Raw genomic sequence first — 18,588 nt, forward strand, 5'->3', positions numbered from 1 at the left:
AGAATCTCGTGCCTGAACGGAACCTTTCACGACAAGCGGAGTTCTATGTGCTTGCCACAACCGGTGCATGACGCCAATCCCGCAGGCCTAAGACCGCGATCCAAACCAGCACGGCGTAGATGACCGCCGTGAGCCACAAATCCTTGTAGATGTACTCGCCAATGTAGAGGGCGTCTACAACGATCCATAACCACCAGTTCGCAATATGTTTGCGAGCCTGCCACCAGCTCGCCACTAGGCTGAAACTTAAGAGCGATGCATCGAAATACGGCAAAGCCGCATTCAGCCGCTTCGTCAGGGCGCCCACCGCGAAAGTTCCGGCGAATCCGATTGCGAGGGCAGCCATGCTATTGGGCAGCGGCAGACGCACCACCCGTACTTCACCATCCTGCTGCACGCCACGCCACCAGTTCCACCAGCCGTACAGCGTGAAGGCAACGAAAAAGATCTGCAGAATGGCATCCGATAACAACCGCGCCTGATAGAACACCACTAGATACAGGAAATCGGCTGCCAGAATAATCGGCCAGCACAGCAGGCTTCGCCGCGCGGTGAGCCATATTCCGACACCTGTCGTGATCCCACCCGCCAGTTCAATCCAGTGGACCACCAAATAGTGAAGAACCGTCGCGATCATTCCGTCGTAGCCTTTCGATCATTCGGTTCCGCCCGAGCCCAGGCGCGAATCTCGTCCAGCATCTTCGCCCCCGGCCCGTGCCACCATTGCGCGTGACTGAGGAGATAGCCTTCGCAAGCCATGTGCGCCTTCTCTCGCGAATGCAGCATGGTTAAAAAGTACTCTGCCTCTGACAAGGCAAACTCCGCATGGCACAGAGCAAGCATGGGAGCGAGTGCCGCACGCTCCGCCGCCGAGAGCGGCCGCTCCGCCTCATACCCCTGCAGCATGGCCCACAGATGATCCATGTGAACGGGCACGCTCTCACGGTGTTCGGGGTCATTCACCAGCGCGAGCCACTCCACGATGTTTCTCTCAATCGCATGCGCCAGGTCGTGCACCGCATTGGTGCGATCGCACAATCCAAAATCGATCACCGCGCTCGCCTTGCCCTGCGGAGTCTCATCGGTCCAGAACAGATTCGAGGCGTGCAGGTCATTGTGCGTCCAGAGCGGGCTCAAGTGCGGCAACAGCGGCGCGAGCTCCACATGAAACGACCGCAGCAAATCAATCGCTTCCGCATGACACCTGCTCCGCGACAGGTAGTCATTCAGCGCCGGCCGCTCATCTACATACACTTCCATCCGCTGCGCAGGATCGCTTCCGGCAAAAATCGTGAAGCCGGCAACTAACTGCCGCCCGCGCCGCTCCGGAGCGGTGTATCCTTCCGCAGCAAGGTGTAGCCGAGCTAGCATCCGCCCCGCCGAATGCGCATGTCCCGCCGAACGAAGCGGCGTCCACGAGATCGCATCTTCATACGCATCCACTCCACACGGAACGGTGTGCACCTCGTACGTCCACACGCCCTCTTCAATGGCTGTTTCACCGGACTTCGACATGAAGACTCGTGGCACAGGCACTCCGCACCTCGCCAGATGCGCCATGAACCTATGCTCTTCGCAAAGGCCCTCCGCATCCCGAACACCCGTCGCATGGCGCTTCACAAAGACATCCTGGTTCCTGGCTGCGACCACGCTCGCGGAAGAAAAAGGCCGAGGACTGATCGTCAGAATTGGAAACGGTCGTTCCAGTTCTGGATAACGCGACAACACGGAATCAATCTCGTCTCGAGACAAAGGCGCCCAGTCAGGCTCTACAAGCGACCCATCCATCCCGTGCGCCTTCGTTCCAGTGCTCAACTAGCTCTCCCCCTCAGAAGGTATAGTGGGCCGACAACCGCACCGTCGTCGGCGCGCCCAGGTGGATAAATGTGTCGCCGAGGCTCGCGCCCGTGTCCTTCCAGTACCGCTTGTCCGTGACATTGTCTGCATACAACCGCAAAGTCATGTGCCCCTGTTCTCCGCCGGGCGTATACCGTGCGCCAATATTGAACAAGTTATAGCCGGGGACACTCAGCGCATCATCTCTGGTTGCTTCTTTGCGCGCACTGTATCCCCAGCCAGGCATAAGATACAGTCCGCGCGCATGCGAAACAGCTATGTCCGCGAACAGAGCGGTCCGCACACGCGGAACATTAATCACCTGTTTCTGATCGTATGCCGGTGTACCCGTATCTTCTGAAACCGCGTGAATCGCTGCCACCGATGCCGTCAACTTGAGCCAGTTCGTCACCTTACCCTGCGCATTGAACTCCCCGCCATGATGCGTCTCATGACCTTCAGACTCGAAGCATAGATCGCCTGTCCCGTAAAACTCTTCTGTCGGGCAGAATTCATCCGGCGCCTGAATCACCTTCGGATAGAAGAATGGCGCCCTCATATGGAAGTACGCTCCGCTCAGCAGAACTCGCCGTCCCGGTTCATATTTAACGCCCGCCTCCACCTGCCGGGTAAAGTAAGGATCCAGGAACTGACTCGAGTTATCCACCCACCATGGTGCCTGCGGTCCCAGCGACAGCATCGTCCCATAGTTCACGTACAGCATTAAGCTACTCGCCGGCGAGAACGTGATCGCATAGTGAGGCAGCCACACAGGCTTGTCGGTGTTCGTGGGCGCAGTGCCAGGGGCGGTGGCACTTAGCGAGTAGTTATGATCCCGCAGCCACGCTTCCCTTCCACCCGCCACTAGCTCGACACCCCCCGGCAGATGCATGCGGTCCGCGATCATCAACGCTGACTGATGATGATCCTCCCACAGCCGTCGCGGGCCGGCCTGCTGGGTGATCCCTTTGCCATTGGTAGCCCAGTGGAACGGCTCGATTGGCTCATAGATATTCTCCTGTCCGATGTAGGTATACACTGCCCCATTCTGTACAACGCCATCAGCAGATGCCGGAGTGTCAGCGGAAAAGTAACCCGGCATCTGCACGCTGCGGCGGAACACCTCTACGCCGGCGGCCAACTGGTGCCTGACCGCACCCGTATGCAGTTCGCCCGTCAACACCGCCTGCGCCTGTGCATCAATGCGTAACTCACCAGGATTGCGATAGTCATAAATACCGTACGTCCCGTCAGGGCAGAAGAAGTAATAGGGCGCGTCGGGCGCTCCCGCGCAGCTCACCTTGCCTTCTTCATCATAGGAAGCTCCATACGCATAAACAACGTTGTCATCAATGAGCGAGTGGCTCAAGCTTCCCGCACCGAACGTATGCCAGTTCGGCGTCAGATCATAGTCGAAACGAACGCCTGTGTTGTACACGTCGAACGTGTTCGGCTTAGCCCATGACTGAAACCCCAGCATCGTCGACGGATACATCCGGTCCATATCCGGAACCGTGGTCCCGCCCAGCAATTGATATCCCGAGACAGACCTTTCCACCTTGTGCTGGTACTCGAAGTCCGTCCTAAGGGCCGCCTTCGCGCTCATCTTCCAGTCCGCTGACCCCGCGCCCATCGCGCGCCACCCGTCGGCGCCATTCACATAGCTCTGGATCCTCTCACCCGCCAGGTTCACTCGCGCGCCAACCTGCTTTTGTTCTCCAAACAGTTGTCCGAAATCAACATCGCCAAAAGCGCTTCCGCGATGGTCCGTCGCCAGATCCATAGCCTTCACCAGCGCCGGCCGCTTCGTCACATATCCAATAACCCCACCGCCGGAAGCCACCCCACTCGTCAAGCCGTCCACGCCCTTAAGGATCTCCACCCGCTCTTTGTTTTCGAGCGGCACATCCTGCTCGCCTGCGATAGTCATTCCATTGATCTGCAATCCCGTGGCGAGGTCGATCGGAAACCCGCGGATCTGGAAGTCGCCGTAATAACCCACCGGGGCATAATCCTCGCCCACGGACGCATCGTTCTTCACCACATCCGCCAGCGTACGTGCCGCCTGATCACTCAGTAATTCCCGCGTCACCACCGACATGGAAAGCGGCGTCTCCGCGAGGCGCGCGCCATCGAGCGTGCCCGTGCTCGCCGCGTCGGGGAGATACTCGTCTTTAACGCTGTCATGAACCACCACAGTGGTTGTTACGGGCGGCACCTTCGGTTGCACGTTCTGCTGGGTTCCAGTCGACGGGGTGGAAGCCGCAGGACTGCTCTGACCATGCGCAATCGCAACAACCCATACCCACATCACACCCATGATCAACAGGCGGTGCGGAATTACGCAGTGTAGTACTCGCGATTCAGATGTGAGGGAGAGCGCAGTCGGAGCGGGCATGGGATCCTCTTGTCTTAACCACTGAAACAAGAGAGCCCGTACTGCAGAGTTCTTGAAGAAGACCTTCGGAAACTTCCCACGCCGGTATTATCCGGATCGGGTTCGAGGGTATTTCTCAGCCCCGCCACTCGGAGCACCCCTGTTTCAATAACCTCATTGAAACACTCCCGAAAACAAATAGCAACTGCGCTTTGCCGCAAAGGAACAGGGCCGCGAGAGCATAACCCCTCTCGGCCCCTGAAGGACCTGGATCTGAACCTACTTGCCCGTGCCTTCTGTCAGGGTCACAATGCGATCCACTCCCGGAACAGCGAACTGCTCCCCCCTGCCACTCGGCCAGTGAACTTCAACCCCATCCACCGCCGTCGCATCGCCCAGGCCGAAATGTACGCGCTGATCGTTGCTCGAGAGATAGCTCCCCCCGCTGATTACATCGCCCCGCTGTTTCATTCCTTTCGTTGTCACATACACCGTCGCACCCACGGCATCGCGCGGACTCTTTGCACCGCCTACCAGCCTGACCTCAATCCAGTGGTTGGTGTTCGCATCCACGTTGCGCATTAGCACCGGGTGCGCATCCATCACGTTGATCACGGCGTCAATTTTCCCGTCGTTGAACAGGTCGCCCACGGCCATGCCGCGCCCCGCAATCACGTCGGTCAGTGCCGACCCCTCCACCGCCGCAACCGTCTCGAACTTCTTCCCCTCAGAGTTGTGGAACAACATCGGCCGCTGCGCCCAGGTTGTTCCCCAGCTGTACTTGTCAGCCTGGGGATACACATGACCATCCGCCATCATCAGGTCTTTCCAGCCATCGTTGTCGTAATCGAAGAAAGCGTCACCCCAGCTCAAAAAGGGTACAGTTCCTTCTCCCAGACCCATCTGGTAACTGACGTCCGTAAGATTCGCGTCGCCTTCGTTGTGATACAGCGGCTTATAGTCGTCTGAGAAAGTGGTATCAAATACATCCAGAAGGCCGGTGTTCTCATAATCTCCAACCGCAATTCCCATAGATGCCGTCTCGCGCCCCGCCTGATTCAAAGCAAATCCTGAGGCGTAGCTCACATCTTCGAAAGTACCGTTGCCCTTGTTCAGATAGAGGTAGTTTGGCGTCGAGTCATCCCCCACCAGCAAGTCCGGTTTGCCGTCATTGTTTATATCCACAAAGACCGCCCCCAGCCCGTAGTAGCCCGGCTTGTCCTCAACCCCGGCTTTCTCGCTCACATCGGTGAATGTCCCATCGCCATTGTTGTGGAACAGGTGATCGCCCTCACCTTTCAGCCCACGCGGTCCACAGCTCACCTTTTCGCCACGGAACGTGCAGAATGCGTTGGGAGCATCTGCGTCTCCAGCGGTGGGCATGTGTTTCCGGTCATAGTGCAGGTAGCCCGCTACAAAAAGATCGAGCCGCCCGTCTCCGTCGTAGTCGCCCCACGTCACACCCGTATGCCAGGCCGCGGCATCATCAAGCGCCACGCCCGCCTTGTCCGCCACATCCGTAAACGTCCCATCATGATTGTTGTGGTACAGACGATTCTTGCCCCAATTTGACACGTAGAGGTCCGGCCAGCCATCGTTGTCGTAATCCCCCACCGCCACGCCGAATCCCCAACGATCGTTGGTCACACCCGCCTTCGCGGCCACATTCGTAAAAGTCCCGTCGTGATTGTTGCGAAACAGAGCGGCATGCGGCGGCGTCTCTTTGCCGTCCAGCGCGTTGAAGGTCGAGCCATTCACAAGGTAGATATCCATCCACCCGTCATTGTCGAAATCCAGCAGAGCCACACCGGACCCCTTTGCCTCGACAATATAGTCCTTCGCCGGCGTTCCCATCTTGTGGGTCCATTTGTTTAGTCCGGCCTTCTCTGAGGCGTCTTCAAACACCTGCGGACCCGACTTCACAAACCCGCCGGCTGTGATCGGACGATGCTGCGCATCCAGTTGAACAGGATGAGGCGAGCCCGTCTCCTGCCCGCTCTTGGCGGCCGATTGCGTACCCTCGGCGTTCTTTACGCTCTGCTGTTCGGGGGGAAGTGTCCCCGGACCGGCGGCTTGGGCAAAAACCAACGCGGGAAACGACACAAAAATTGCCCATATTGCGGCTCTCTGGGTAACCGTGAACATGGACGAAGTATACGGGGCGGGGTGGAGGCCGGTATCGACCGAAAGAACGATCAGAGCGGGCCACCTGACCCAACGACCCGCCCTTTTGCAAACTGCCCGCCTGCTCTACTGCGTGCCGCCCGCCGCTGCCCCCGGGGGCGCATTCTGAACCAGCCATCCATCGTTGCTTCGCACCAGGGTAGCCGAGCCCGCCTGCGGAGCCGATGCCGAGTTAAGCTTGGGAAAAGCAGCTTTCATCTCCGCTGAACTCGCCCATGGTGGGAGGCTCGCCACCTGGTAGTGGTAGTTCACCGCATATTGCGTCGCATTGTCCACGTCGGGCGAATACCCGTCCACCGACGTGACCTCCGGATGCCCATAACAGAAGTTCCCATATCCCGGCTGCGAAGGATCAGCCGTCCACGCCGCCCTGCCCTGGTCTGACAAATCGTAGTCGTTAGCCTGCTTTGACCCGATCAGGAATCGTTTCTTCTCCACTGCCTTCCGCGTCAGCAGCTCTGCATCGGTCAACGCGTCAAAGCCCTTGGTCTGGTCGTCGTCAGACGCATCCGCCTGCACTGGAAGTTTGACAGGCGACGTCCACAAGCACTCCTGTTTTGCTCCCACATACTTGTTCAGGGCAGACTTGAACGCATCCTTGTCAACCGTGTTCTTCTTGCATCCTGCCCCAACCACGACAGCACCGGTCAGTGCTAAGGCGAGTAATTTGCGCATGTGCATCCGGGTAAATCCCTCCAACGGGTTTGGATGCGCGCACAGATCAGTTGCGCTTGATTCCGATCCGAAATCGTCACGGCGGCGGCATCAGCGAGTCTCGACTTCACCGCATCTGCAGCAAGCATGTCCCGCCGGAACTACCGCGATGCCACCCGCCAACCCGAATCCGCTCCTCGAAGATGCCTTCCGCTTCTCCTCACCGAACGCCAGCTCCTCGATGCGTGCCGCCTCAAGTACCGCCAGCATCGCCTCCTGCGCTCGCACCCACACCGGATGCGCCGGGCACCAGTCCTGACGGGCACATGCGTTGCCGGACGTCAGACAAACATTCAGGTGAATGGGGCCATCCACCGCCTCAATAACATCCCGCATCGACGCCTTCAGCCCGTGCGGCGACACTTCAAACCCGCCCGACTGCCCCCGCTGTGACACCAGCAACCCCGCCCGCGTCAACGCCTGCAACACTTTCGAGAGAAAGCTCTCGGGTGCCCCCGTGGCCGCCGCCACGGTCGGCAGCGATACGCGGCCCTCTCCCGCCCGGCCCACCAGGTGAATCATCACTCGAACTGCGTAGTCCGCAGCACGCGTCAGTTGCATCGATGAATTTGCATCGTTCATGGTTCCACCTGTCGTCGGCTTGCCCGACACCGGGATTTCGCATTTCAGGCCTTGAGTGTATTCCGACAAATCACAGCAGTACGTGCGCGCCATCACAGCAGCTCTGCGCCTGGCCGATATAAGTTGAACTCGCATTTGAATCGGACAAGGCCAGTCCACTAACTCGCCGAACCCGATCCCACTACGCTCTACCGCCGCGTGGACACACCTCTACACCGCGCACACGAATTCACTGAGTGAAAGGAACTCAGATGCAGTCGTTTCCCGCTGTTGATCCCATCCCTCTGCCGGCCCCTGTCTGGCTGTTCAAGCTCCTCCACATCGTCACGCTCTCACTGCACTTCGTAGCGGTCGAGATGCTGTTGGGCGGTCTGCTACTGGCCGTTATCCTCAGCCTGTTCCGGAGTTGCAGCCCTGCTGCGGTAGCGGCTCGCGCCCTTTCCCGCCGGCTCACCGTGGTGATGACCTATGTCATCAATCTCGGCGTTCCGCCGCTGCTCTTTGCCCAGGTGCTGTACGGCCGCGCTCTTTACACCAGCAGCATCCTCATCGGCACCTATTGGATCGCCATCGTTTTTCTGCTGATGCTCACCTATTGGCTGCTTTACCAGTTCACCAGCCGCCTCGAAGCAGGCCGGGCTGGATGGCCGCTCGGCCTGAGCGCCTGGATCCTGGCCGGCTTCATCGCGCGCCTGCTCTCAACCAATATGACCCTCATGCTCCGTCCGGAGGTCTGGCGCTCCATGTACTCGTCCTCCGCCGCGGGCATTTTCCTCCCCACCGGGGACCCCACCACCGAACCGCGCTGGCTCCTGATGCTCGCCGGTGGCCTCTTCATCGGCGGCCTTTGGATGGTCTACCTCTCGGCGCGCAGCACCTTTAGAGAGGAGGAGCGGCGCTTCCTCGCCGGCGTGGGCGGAAAGATCGCCGCTGTCTTCGGGCTCGTCTATCTCGGCGCTGGATTCTGGGCCGCAAGCGTTCAGCCCGCAGCCGTGAAGTTCGGGCTTACCTCACACGCGCTCTACGAATTCGGCGGATTCGCCGGATACGGGTGGATCGCTCTGGTTGTTAGCGGGGTGATTGTTGCCACCATCGCCGGATTCGGCAGGATCGCCGCCGGCTGGCTCGCCTGGACAGGCGCGCTCCTTGCCCTCCTAATCGAAATCACATTCACCGTCTACCGCGACGCCGTCCGCGATCTGACCCTGCTCAGCAAAGGCTACGACGTATGGGATCGCGCCGTCGTTACCAACTGGAGTGTCGTTGGCCTCTTCCTCGTCCTCTTCGTCGCCGCACTGGGCGTCGTTGGCTGGCTTATCTCGGTGGTTGCGCGCGCGCAAAAGCCTATGGAAGGAGCTGCGTAATGAGCAGTCATATTGTCCTTGAACCTCTGAAGACGCCGCCCGAGACTCCGGGAGAAAAGGCTACGCGCCGCGGCTTCCTCGTCGCGGCAGGCGCGGCCGGCCTCTGCTACGTCGGCGCGCTCGGCTATCCCGTATATCGCTACCTCGCTTCTCCCATGGAAATGGCCTCCAGCGCCACCGCCATCACTGAGGTCACGCTGAAAGACGCCCAGAAGCTCGCCTCGGGTTCCGTGCTGATGTTCAAATTCGGCACCGCCCCGGCCATGCTGATCCACCACCTCGACGGCACCTGGGTGGCCCTCACTGCCGTGTGCACCCATCTGGGCTGCACCGTACAGTACGAGCCGCAGATGAATCGCATTCACTGCGCCTGCCATGGCGGCGTCTACGATCCACGCACCGGCGCTAACGTCAGCGGCCCTCCGCCCAAGCCTCTCAAGCTCTTCAAGGTGGCCGTCAACGACAGCGGCGTGCTCGTCTCCCGCGCCTGAGTTATTCGCGGTTTCGCCCATTCGCTGCTTCACCGTTCCCTCTTCCAAGGATTGCCGCATGACTTCCAAAACCATCGCGAATTCGCTGTACGGCTGGGTGGATGAGCGTCTGGGCCTATCTGACGTGGCTGCGTTCGCCCGCCACAAGACCGTGCCAGCGCATCGCCATTCCTTCTGGTACTACTGGGGAGGTATCTCCCTCTTCCTATTCCTGGTGCAGTGCTTCACCGGCGTGCTCCTGCTGGTGTATTACCGGCCCGGTGCCGACGCCTTTGAATCCGTCCGCCAGATCACGTTTGTCATGCACTTCGGCTGGCTCATTCGCTCGGCGCATTCGTGGTCAGCCAATCTCATGATCTTTGCCATCATGGTGCACATGTTTTCCGTGTTCTTCATGAAGGCCTATCGCAAGCCTCGCGAATTCGGCTGGTTCAGCGGCATGGCGCTCCTCGCTCTGGCTACGGTGTTCGGGTTCTCCGGATACCTGCTCCCCATGGATGAGCTCAGCTACTTCGCAACCAAGGTCGGCCTGCAGATTCCAGCGGCGGTCCCGTTCATCGGACCCGCCATCGCCAACATTCTCCGCGGCGGACCCGACGTGAGCGAATTCACCGTGCAGCGCTTTTTCGCACTGCACGTAGTCGTGCTTCCCGCGCTCTTCCTGCCGCTCCTGGGATTTCACCTGTGGCTGGTCCAGAAGCACGGCAACGCCCTCCCTCCCAGCGAAGAGTTGAAGCATCCCAGCGACCGCAAAACCATCCCCTTCCTGCCGGCCTTCCTGCGCAAGGACTTGGCCATGTGGCTCATCTCCCTCAATGTGCTCGCCCTGCTCGCCTCTGTGTTCCCGTGGTCCCTCGGCAAGCAATATGACGGGCTGTCACCGGCGCCGCTCGGAATTCATCCCGAGTGGTACTTCATGAGCCCCTTTCAGATGCTCAAAGTTCTCGGCACTCTGCTGCCCGGCGAAGCGGGCGAGATCGCGGGTTTGCTGCTCTTCACGCTGGGCATCGCGCTCTGGGTCCTCATCCCCTTCTACGACGCCCGCAAGGACTCCGGCCAGCGCGCGCGCACCGCACACTACTTCGGGATTGTTGCCGTAGTGCTCCTGCTCGCTACCACCGCCATCGGCTACTGGACCATTCAATAAAGAGGCAAGAATGAACTATCCGTTCTGGGACATTCCACACATCGGTTCGGGGTGGGTGATCGGCATGATCGCCATCTTCCACGTCATGATCTCCCAATTTGCGGTGGGCGGAGGACTGTACCTGCCGATGGCGGAACGCAAGGCCCTGCGCATGAAGGATCCGGCAGTTGCCAACGCCTGGCAGTCGCAACTCGTCAGCCACTCCAAGTTCTTCCTGGTTCTCACCGGCGTATTCGGCACCGTATCCGGCGTGGGTATCTGGTTTGCCATCGGCCTCACCCACCCCGAGGCCACCAGTACGCTGATTCACAACTTTGTCTTCGGCTGGGCCATGGAGTGGGTCTTCTTCATGATCGAGCTCACCACGATCGCGGTCTACTACTACACCTGGAATCGCGTCGATCCCAAACTGCACCTGACCGTGGGCTGGGTTTACTCCATTGCCTCCATCGCCACCCTCGTCATCATCAACGGCATCCTCACTTTCATGCTGACCCCCGGGGACACCTGGATCGGGGTCGCCGGAACGGGCCACGAAGCCGGCAAATTCTGGAACGCCTTCTTCAATCCCACCTACTGGCCCAGCCTGTTTCTGCGGACCGGCGTCTGCACATCGTTGGCCGGCATCTGGGCGCTCATCACCTCCAGCCGCATCGACGGCGACAAGCAGCCCGCGCTGAAATCTGGAATGGTCCAGTGGAGCGTCAAGTGGCTGGTCCCCTCATTCGTCGCCACCCCATTCCTGCTGATGTGGTACCTCTTCATGGTCCCCGGAACGCAGCGCGCCTTGCTCACTCTGGGTATCGACACCATCGCCGGTGGAACCTTCTCCACCGTCACCCGTATCGCTCTGATCATCATCGTCACCTCGGCCACCATCGTGGGGGTGGCCTATTACCTCGCCTACCGCAATCCCGTCGACTTCAACCTTGCCCATGCTCTCAGCATTCTGCTGCTGGCGCTGATCGTGACCGGCGCTGGTGAATATGCGCGCGAGATGCTGCGCAAGCCTTTCGTGATTGGCCGCTGGATGTATTCCAATGGAACGCGCGTGCCCTACGTGCCGCGGTTCAATGCCCAGGGCTATCTCGCCCGCTCCATGTGGACCTGGGATGGCGACGCGACCGCGCAGCCCTCAAGCTACTCGCGCGGTGAAGCTATCTTCCGCGGAGAATGCGGTTCGTGTCACACCATGGACGGATATCGCTCTATGCGCACCCTGATGGCTGCGCGCGACTACGCCGGCATTCGCAACTTCATCCAGATGCTGCACGAAGACAAGCCCGACTCGCCTTACCACCGCTTCATGCCGCCTATGGTTGGCACCAGGCAGGACATGGACGACTTGGCCAACTACCTCAATGCACACGTCAACACTCCGGCTTCTGGACCGCAAAAGCCGCTACTCGCAAAAAAGTGAAAACAACCAAAAATGCTGCGGCGCCTGCAATGATTGCAGGCGCCGCAGCGTTTGACAGGGCCACTACTCTGTCTCTATCGCCTGCGGAGATTCCGGGTCTTCTGTCGCTCCGGATTCCAGTGCGGCAGGCCCGCCTTCGCTTTCAAGCGTCGCCTTTTCCTCCGTCGCGGCGTTCATGATTCCGGGCTCATCCATCCACAACGTCACAATCCACCACACCAGCACGGCGACAAAGATGAAGCTGTTGGCATTGAACAACCGCTCACGCAAGGCGATGACATGGTTGTACTCGTCCATCGACTTGGGAGCCGCATGCTTTGCAATCGCTTCCCAGGTGCCCTGAATCGCAAGCTGCGCCATTGAGGCTGTCGAAAGCCCAACAATGATGCGCTGCGTATGGCTCCGCCACCCCGCTCCCCAGCGCGAGCCAAACACCACAATGAGCAGGCCGACCAGCACGTTCTCAACATCCAACAGCAGGTTCCCCTTCTGCGCAAGCAGTTGAAGGATCTGGAATGTGCTTCCCTGCTTCACCTGGCCCCAGGCCGGCCAAGCGCCCCAAAACTTGAGTACCACGGCGCCAATCGCCATCACGATGAGCGCGCCCGTAACCCACATCGCTCGAGGCACGCGCCCGAATGCTTTGCGCGCCAGTTCCAGCAGAATCAGCAGGCCCAAGACCACGCTGATCACTGCCGTGATGATGACCAGTTCGAGCATCGTCATCTGCGGCAGGCGCCCGAACAGCAGCTTGCTCGTCAGAAGCCGGAACGCAACAACCACTATGCTTGCGGTAAACACCGGAAAACGCCTTGCGCGGTCCCGCCCCAGCAGGACGACCAGCAGAACCAGGTGCGCCGCAAAGGTGACCGTCCACAGGGCGTCCACCATTGAAAAAGGAAGATGAAAGTGCATTCGCTCCTATCCACGCGCAGCACGATGTCCGCGCCTCTTCAGTCTATATGGAAGCATGTCTGCCCCATCGCATTCTCGCTTAACCCTCCCCACCCGAACGGGCGTATTCTTCCCTTGCAACACTCATACTTCTGCGCGTCCTTTCGGATCCGCATTCATGAGGTCGGTTCATGCGTCGTGAATCCATGCTGGCTCGCATGCGGGAGCACCAGGGCCAGTGGGACATCATCGTGATCGGCGGCGGCGCAACCGGCGCGGGCATCGCAGTGGACGCCGCCAGCCGCGGTTACTCCGTGCTGCTGCTGGAGCGCGAGGACTTCGGCAAGGGCACCTCCAGCCGCAGCACAAAGCTGGTCCACGGCGGGGTGCGCTATCTCGAGCAGGGCAACATCTCCCTCGTCATGGAAGCCCTCAAAGAGCGCGGCATCCTGTTTGAAAACGCGCCCCACCTGGTCCATGACCTGCCTTTCATCGTGCCGAATTACTCCTGGTGGGAAACGCCCTTCTACGGAATCGGCCTCAAGATCTATGACCTGCTGGCCGGGAAATATGGTTTCGGTAAATCCCGCATCTTGTCGCTCGGCGAAACCCTCGAGCGCCTCCCCAACATCCGTCAGGATGGCCTTCGCGGCGGCGTCGTCTATCACGATGGCCAATTCGATGACGCCCGCCTCCTCATCGCCCTCATCACGACCGCTGCCGAACACGGCGCCACCGTCGTCAACTATGCGCCCGTGGTCGAACTGACGCGGGATGCTGACGGATTTGTAAACGGGGTGGTCGGGGTCGATCGTGAATCGGGCCAGCGCTTTATCGCGGAGGCGAAGGTCGTCATCAACGCAACCGGCATCTTCACGGACGAAATCCGCCGCATGGCCGACACGGACGCCCAAGCCATGCTCGCGCCCAGCCAGGGCATCCATCTTGTCTTCGATCGCTCCTTTCTCTCCGGCGAAACCGCCATCATGGTTCCGCACACCGCGGATGGCCGTGTGCTGTTCGCGATCCCGTGGCATGGACACACCCTGGTCGGCACCACCGACACGGCCATCGACGGCCCCTCCTATGAGCCCGGGCCGTTCGAGCACGAAATTCAATTCGTGCTCGATACCGCTGGGCAGTACCTCAGCCGGCCGCCGCAGCGCGAAGACATTCTCAGCGTATTCGTGGGCATCCGGCCCCTGGTCAAAGCGGCGGGATCGGACACCTCGAAGACCTCTGCCCTCTCGCGCGATCACACCATTCACATCGATGCCACTGGCCTGCTGACCATCGTCGGCGGCAAATGGACCACCTATCGGCACATGGCGGAAGACGTCGTGGATCAGGCCATCACGCTCGGGCCGCTCGATGAAGCGCCGTGCGTAACCCGCAGCCTCCGCATTCACGGGTACGAACCGCGCACGGTGGAAGGTGCGGGGCTGGCTCGCCCCGAAGATCCCCTGGCGGTCTATGGCTCCGATGCTTCGCTGATCCGCGAGATCGCGGAGACGGATGCTGAGCTGGCCGCTGCGCTCGATCCTGAACTACCCTGCATCGGCGCGCAGATTGTGTGGGCGGCGCGCCACGAGATGGCGCGCACCCTGGACGACGCGTTATCACGCCGCACCCGCGCCCTGCTGCTGAACGCACGCGCGACAGAGCGCATGGCCCCCGTGGCGGCGCGGCTCCTGGCCCGGGAAATAGGGCGCGATCAGGCCTGGGCCGACCAGGAGGTCGCCACATTTCGCGCACTGGCAGCCCAGTACAATGGTGCTACACGCGGGAAGGCATCCTGATTCAGCTGCTCGCGTGAATAGACCATGAATCGCCTCGCGATCCTCCTGCTGCAAACCGCGCGGTACCTGACAGCGGGAGAGCGTGCGACGGCATCGAATTCCTGCATCCCGCCTGCTACCGCGTGAGCAGGCGAGTGAATCCCTCAAGCAGAGTTGAAAAGGAGAACGACATGGCAACAGCTGCGGCAGACACCAAATCGTTGACCAGCCGAAAGGCATGGCAGGCGCTTGGGGAGCACTATCAGCACATTCGCGACACGCACCTGCGCCAGCTCTTCGCTGACGACGCCGGCCGTGGCGAGCGATTCACCGCCGAGGCTGCCGGCCTGTTTCTCGACTACTCGAAAAACCGCGTCACGGATGAGACCCTGCGGCTGCTGGTGCAGCTCGCGGAGGAGTCGGGCCTGAAACAGCGAACGGAGGCCATGTTCACGGGGCAGAAGATCAACATCACTGAGAACCGCGCCGTGCTGCACGTTGCCTTGCGCGCGCCGCGTGGGGCCGTGATCGAGGTCGACGGCGAAAACGTGGTTTTGAAGGTGCACGAGGTGCTCGACCGCATGACGGAGTTCGCTAACCGCGTGCGCAGCGGCGCCTGGAAGGGCCACACCGGCAAGCGCATCCGCAACGTGGTGAACATCGGCATCGGCGGATCGGACCTGGGTCCGGTCATGGCCTATGAGGCACTGCGCCATTACTCACAGCGGGATATGACGTTCCGATTTGTTTCGAACGTGGATAGCACCGACTTTGCCGAGGCCGTCGTCGATCTCGATGGTGAGGAGACACTGTTCGTCGTTTCATCCAAGACCTTCACCACGCTTGAAACCATGACCAACGCGCACTCCGCGCGTCAGTGGCTGCTGGCTTCTCTCAAAGACGAAGCGGCCATCGCGAAGCACTTCGTCGCCGTCTCGACCAACGCCAAAGAGGTCTCGAAGTTCGGGATCGATACGGCCAACATGTTTGGCTTCTGGGACTGGGTCGGCGGCCGCTACTCCATGGATTCGGCAATCGGGCTCTCGACCATGCTGGCCATCGGCCCGGAGAACTTCCGCACCCTGCTCGATGGCTTCCACGCCATGGACGAGCACTTCCGCACCACCGCATATGAGAAGAATCTGCCGGTGCTGCTGGCTCTCCTCTCCCTCTGGTACACCGACTTCTTTGGCGCCGAAACCATCGCGGTCCTGCCGTATGAGCAATACCTCAAGCGCTTCCCGGCCTACCTGCAGCAGCTCACCATGGAGAGCAACGGCAAATACATCACGCTCAATGGCCAGCACGTGGACTACGCCACCAGCCCTATCTACTGGGGCGAGCCGGGCACCAACGGACAGCACTCGTTTTATCAGCTCATCCACCAGGGCACGCGCCTGATCCCCTGCGACTTCATCGCCTTCAACAAATCGCTGAATCCCCTGGGCAGCCACCACGACATCCTCATCGCCAACGTCTTAGCCCAGGCGGAAGCTCTGGCCTTCGGCAAAACCGCGGAGCAGGTCAAGGCGGAAGGCACGCCCGACTCGCTGGTTCCGCACCGCGTCTTTGAAGGCAATCGGCCCTCGAATATGATCCTGGCAGACGAGCTCACACCCGACATCGTGGGCAAGCTGGTGGCGCTCTACGAGCACGCCGTCTTCACCCAGGGCGTGATCTGGAACATCAACTCGTTCGACCAGTGGGGCGTGGAACTCGGCAAGCAGCTCGCACAACGCATCATCCCCGAGCTCGAGGACCAGAAAGAGCCGGAGCTCCGCCACGACAGCTCAACCAACAACCTCATCCGCCGCTACCGGCAGACCAAAGCTTAGCGCGCGTGCAGGCCTGGATTTGTGGATTGCTGCGCGATCCCGGCGGAGAAACGGCTGATCAGGAACCCGCTTTCCGCCGGGCTTTAATTTTGAGGTATCCTTGAAACAGTGCGCCCGTAGCTCAGCTGGATAGAGCGAATGCCTCCGGAGCATTAGGTCGGGAGTTCGAATCTCTCCGGGCGCACCAGGTTTTCCCAAGATCCCTCACTCCATTCGGGATTTCGGCTGCAGGCTCCCGCTCCGCTCACGCCCGCAAAACGCCTCAAATTCGAATCTCTCCGGGCGCACCAGATCCTCAGCCGTTCCGCTCGGCTTCTCTTTTCTGGCGGAGTTCTTCCATTACAGACTGAATCAGCGCCTTGGCGTCCTGCATGCCGCTGATGACCGCCTGCAGATCCAGCGCCGGCTTGGAGGGATTGCGGGCCGAAGCGCAGTAAACGCCGTGCTGGCCGACCATGATGAGGGAGTCGGTGAGCAGGTCGAGCGCCACGGCGAGGCGGCCGCGCTCCGGACCCATCATGAACTCGTGTTGCTCCAGCTCTCTACGCTTTTCGTCGAAGACGCTCATGTTTCCAGCGTACTAGGACAGGGCGTGGGCAGGGGTTCGGCGGGGGAGGGAGGGGGGGGTGTATTTACTACTTAGTAAGTAGAACCTTCGGAGGCATTATCGGAAATGTGTGTCGATTCACGGCGGAGATACCTTCGAAATCGTGATTTAGATCACATGCGAAATTGATAGTTATTCTTATATATCAATCACTTACGCTCATTGGGCGGTCCAGATGGAAAAAGGGAACTAGGTAATTTTCTGGTAATCTTCGAGATCCCGCTTGATGGGGTATGCGGCTGGGAGGCGTGAACGCGGCGGGCTGGATCAGCATAATTTTGGCCAGGATGGCAGCCTGGAGTATGCGACAGGTCTGCGTTGTTGGATGTGCCGGCGGTCACGCACCGGTGTGACGGCGGTCGAGGGGGAACGCTCAGCGGCCGGTTGGGTTTTCCCACCCTGAATCGCCAAGAGCGCGGTCAGGGTGGGGCACACGGCACGCGGGTGCAATCGGCGAGCGACATTGACGCAGATCTAGTAGTCGAGCTTCTCCAAAAACTCGCCGTCCTGCTTCAGGTCCTCAATTGGATTGAAGGTGTACTCCTCCTGCTCGATAAAGCAGTGCTTCATGCCCGTCGCGGCGCGGAAGATCGGTCGGTAATCGATGGTTCCCTTCCCCAGGATGACGTTCTTGAACTTGCCATCCGGCCCCTTCACCAGGTCCTTGACATGGAACAGAGGGAAGCGCTCCGGCGACTGCTTGAGGTACTCGACGGGATTATGCCCGCCGCCTACCACCCAGCCGCAGTCCATCTCGAACACCACGTACCTGGGATCGGTGCGCTTGAGCAGCTCATCGTAGAAGACCACGCCGTTTTCGGTTCCGAACTCGACGGTGTGGTTGTGGTAGCCAAACGTGAGGCCGCCCGCCTTGACCTTCTGCCCAATCTCGTTGAATTGGTCAGCCACCCAGCGCCAGTCGTCGAGGTTGAGTTCTCCGCCCTTCTTCTGCGGGTCACGATGCAGGCCGGCCCACGAGCAGATGACGTACTCCAGGCCGATGGCATGGGCGTAGTCGGTGAGCTCGCTCAGCTTGGACTTGAGATCGGCCAGAGTGTGATGCGTGCTGACGCAGCGCAATCCGGCCGCGTCCATTGACTGCTTCCATTGGGCCGCTGTCCTGCCAAAGTAACCCGCCGCCTCGCATTCCTTGTAGCCGATAGCGGCCAGCTTCTTAAGCGTGCCGTCGAGGTCCTTGGGCAGCATCTCGCGTACGGAGTAGAGCTGCAGGCCCAGGGGCGTTTTGAGCTTCTCGGCATACAAATCGCCAGCGCCCACGCAAGCCGCGGCGGCGGCGGCGCAGGACGCCTTCAAGAAATTTCTACGGGAACTGGGGTTCATCTGATTTGTGACCTCCTG

Annotated in this window: 15 protein-coding genes, 1 tRNA gene and 1 riboswitch; of the genes, 7 read left to right on the plus strand and 9 right to left on the minus strand. The window is 60.2% G+C overall.

The features are described from left to right. Positions 1 to 43: 43 nt before the first annotated feature. The 6 genes from pnuC to VGL22_RS12965 all read right to left on the minus strand — a co-directional run bounded on the left by pnuC (position 44) and on the right by VGL22_RS12965 (position 7,693). On the minus strand, positions 44 to 637 hold the full coding sequence (pnuC, locus tag VGL22_RS12940; RefSeq protein WP_465267348.1) for a nicotinamide riboside transporter PnuC: 594 nt from the start codon (positions 635 to 637) through the stop codon (positions 44 to 46). Then, positions 634 to 1,788 (minus strand): phosphotransferase enzyme family protein, encoded by a 1,155-nt coding sequence (locus VGL22_RS12945; RefSeq protein ID WP_465267372.1) that lies wholly within the window; start codon positions 1,786 to 1,788, stop codon positions 634 to 636. Before VGL22_RS12945 ends, pnuC begins: the two co-directional genes overlap by 4 nt. 40 nt (positions 1,789 to 1,828) lie before the next feature. Continuing rightward, the gene (locus VGL22_RS12950) at positions 1,829 to 4,234 is read right to left on the minus strand and encodes a TonB-dependent siderophore receptor (RefSeq protein ID WP_465267349.1); all 2,406 of its coding nucleotides are present in this window, start codon (positions 4,232 to 4,234) and stop codon (positions 1,829 to 1,831) included. 56 nt (positions 4,235 to 4,290) lie between these two features. Then, a riboswitch (TPP riboswitch) is annotated at positions 4,291 to 4,385 on the minus strand. 107 nt (positions 4,386 to 4,492) lie between these two features. After that, positions 4,493 to 6,358: a CRTAC1 family protein gene (locus VGL22_RS12955; protein WP_465267350.1), complete on the minus strand. Its 1,866-nt coding sequence runs from the start codon at positions 6,356 to 6,358 to the stop codon at positions 4,493 to 4,495. A gap of 105 nt (positions 6,359 to 6,463) precedes the next feature. Next, positions 6,464 to 7,072, minus strand: a complete 609-nt coding sequence (locus tag VGL22_RS12960; protein WP_465267351.1) for a hypothetical protein — start codon at positions 7,070 to 7,072, stop codon at positions 6,464 to 6,466. 90 nt (positions 7,073 to 7,162) lie between these two features. Continuing rightward, positions 7,163 to 7,693, minus strand: coding sequence for an RrF2 family transcriptional regulator (locus VGL22_RS12965; protein ID WP_465267352.1), 531 nt, complete (start codon positions 7,691 to 7,693; stop codon positions 7,163 to 7,165). Between the two features lie 251 nt (positions 7,694 to 7,944). On the opposite strand from VGL22_RS12965, the gene VGL22_RS12970 reads away from it, so the two are divergent. The 4 genes from VGL22_RS12970 to VGL22_RS12985 are packed head-to-tail and all read left to right on the plus strand — an operon-like array spanning position 7,945 to position 12,115. Further along, positions 7,945 to 9,057: a hypothetical protein gene (locus VGL22_RS12970; protein ID WP_465267353.1), complete on the plus strand. Its 1,113-nt coding sequence runs from the start codon at positions 7,945 to 7,947 to the stop codon at positions 9,055 to 9,057. After that, positions 9,057 to 9,548, plus strand: a complete 492-nt coding sequence (locus VGL22_RS12975) for a QcrA and Rieske domain-containing protein (RefSeq protein ID WP_465267354.1) — start codon at positions 9,057 to 9,059, stop codon at positions 9,546 to 9,548. The genes VGL22_RS12970 and VGL22_RS12975 overlap by 1 nt, the downstream gene beginning before the upstream one ends. A gap of 58 nt (positions 9,549 to 9,606) precedes the next feature. After that, complete coding sequence (locus VGL22_RS12980) at positions 9,607 to 10,695, plus strand: cytochrome b (protein ID WP_465267355.1); 1,089 nt, start codon at positions 9,607 to 9,609, stop codon at positions 10,693 to 10,695. A gap of 10 nt (positions 10,696 to 10,705) precedes the next feature. After that, positions 10,706 to 12,115 carry a cytochrome ubiquinol oxidase subunit I gene (locus tag VGL22_RS12985; RefSeq protein WP_465267356.1) on the plus strand — a complete coding sequence of 470 codons (1,410 nt, stop codon included), beginning with the start codon at positions 10,706 to 10,708 and terminating at the stop codon, positions 12,113 to 12,115. Between the two features lie 63 nt (positions 12,116 to 12,178). On the opposite strand, the gene VGL22_RS12990 is transcribed toward VGL22_RS12985, so the two are convergent. Continuing rightward, complete coding sequence (locus VGL22_RS12990) at positions 12,179 to 13,030, minus strand: hypothetical protein (protein ID WP_465267357.1); 852 nt, start codon at positions 13,028 to 13,030, stop codon at positions 12,179 to 12,181. Between the two features lie 170 nt (positions 13,031 to 13,200). Here VGL22_RS12990 and VGL22_RS12995 point away from each other — a divergent pair, with 170 nt between their 5' ends. The 3 genes from VGL22_RS12995 to VGL22_RS13005 all read left to right on the plus strand — a co-directional run bounded on the left by VGL22_RS12995 (position 13,201) and on the right by VGL22_RS13005 (position 16,809). Next, entirely contained in the window at positions 13,201 to 14,808 is a 1,608-nt protein-coding gene (locus tag VGL22_RS12995; RefSeq protein WP_465267358.1) for a glycerol-3-phosphate dehydrogenase/oxidase, read from the plus strand. 170 nt (positions 14,809 to 14,978) lie between these two features. Then, entirely contained in the window at positions 14,979 to 16,622 is a 1,644-nt protein-coding gene (pgi, locus tag VGL22_RS13000; protein ID WP_465267359.1) for a glucose-6-phosphate isomerase, read from the plus strand. 110 nt (positions 16,623 to 16,732) lie between these two features. Beyond that, a tRNA-Arg gene (locus tag VGL22_RS13005) sits at positions 16,733 to 16,809 on the plus strand. A 108-nt stretch (positions 16,810 to 16,917) separates the two neighbouring features. Here VGL22_RS13005 and VGL22_RS13010 read toward each other — a convergent pair. Both VGL22_RS13010 and VGL22_RS13015 read right to left on the minus strand, forming a co-directional pair. Next, on the minus strand, positions 16,918 to 17,190 hold the full coding sequence (locus VGL22_RS13010) for a hypothetical protein (RefSeq protein WP_465267360.1): 273 nt from the start codon (positions 17,188 to 17,190) through the stop codon (positions 16,918 to 16,920). A gap of 513 nt (positions 17,191 to 17,703) precedes the next feature. Further along, the gene (locus tag VGL22_RS13015; RefSeq protein ID WP_465267361.1) at positions 17,704 to 18,570 is read right to left on the minus strand and encodes a sugar phosphate isomerase/epimerase family protein; all 867 of its coding nucleotides are present in this window, start codon (positions 18,568 to 18,570) and stop codon (positions 17,704 to 17,706) included. Between the last annotated feature and the right edge of the window lie 18 nt (positions 18,571 to 18,588).

The organism is Occallatibacter sp. (genome assembly GCF_036502485.1).
GTDB lineage: Bacteria > Acidobacteriota > Terriglobia > Terriglobales > Acidobacteriaceae > Telmatobacter.

Excerpts from the sequence above, each read along its gene's own strand:
- pnuC (WP_465267348.1), bottom strand. The coding sequence starts at position 637 with ATGATCGCGACGGTTCTTCACTATTTGGTGGTCCACTGGATTGAACTG.
- VGL22_RS12945 (WP_465267372.1), bottom strand. The coding sequence starts at position 1,788 with ATGGATGGGTCGCTTGTAGAGCCTGACTGGGCGCCTTTGTCTCGAGAC.
- VGL22_RS12950 (WP_465267349.1), bottom strand. The coding sequence starts at position 4,234 with ATGCCCGCTCCGACTGCGCTCTCCCTCACATCTGAATCGCGAGTACTA.
- VGL22_RS12955 (WP_465267350.1), bottom strand. The coding sequence starts at position 6,358 with ATGTTCACGGTTACCCAGAGAGCCGCAATATGGGCAATTTTTGTGTCG.
- VGL22_RS12960 (WP_465267351.1), bottom strand. The coding sequence starts at position 7,072 with ATGCGCAAATTACTCGCCTTAGCACTGACCGGTGCTGTCGTGGTTGGG.
- VGL22_RS12965 (WP_465267352.1), bottom strand. The coding sequence starts at position 7,693 with ATGAACGATGCAAATTCATCGATGCAACTGACGCGTGCTGCGGACTAC.
- VGL22_RS12970 (WP_465267353.1), top strand. The coding sequence starts at position 7,945 with ATGCAGTCGTTTCCCGCTGTTGATCCCATCCCTCTGCCGGCCCCTGTC.
- VGL22_RS12975 (WP_465267354.1), top strand. The coding sequence starts at position 9,057 with ATGAGCAGTCATATTGTCCTTGAACCTCTGAAGACGCCGCCCGAGACT.
- VGL22_RS12980 (WP_465267355.1), top strand. The coding sequence starts at position 9,607 with ATGACTTCCAAAACCATCGCGAATTCGCTGTACGGCTGGGTGGATGAG.
- VGL22_RS12985 (WP_465267356.1), top strand. The coding sequence starts at position 10,706 with ATGAACTATCCGTTCTGGGACATTCCACACATCGGTTCGGGGTGGGTG.
- VGL22_RS12990 (WP_465267357.1), bottom strand. The coding sequence starts at position 13,030 with ATGCACTTTCATCTTCCTTTTTCAATGGTGGACGCCCTGTGGACGGTC.
- VGL22_RS12995 (WP_465267358.1), top strand. The coding sequence starts at position 13,201 with ATGCGTCGTGAATCCATGCTGGCTCGCATGCGGGAGCACCAGGGCCAG.
- pgi (WP_465267359.1), top strand. The coding sequence starts at position 14,979 with ATGGCAACAGCTGCGGCAGACACCAAATCGTTGACCAGCCGAAAGGCA.
- VGL22_RS13010 (WP_465267360.1), bottom strand. The coding sequence starts at position 17,190 with ATGAGCGTCTTCGACGAAAAGCGTAGAGAGCTGGAGCAACACGAGTTC.
- VGL22_RS13015 (WP_465267361.1), bottom strand. The coding sequence starts at position 18,570 with ATGAACCCCAGTTCCCGTAGAAATTTCTTGAAGGCGTCCTGCGCCGCC.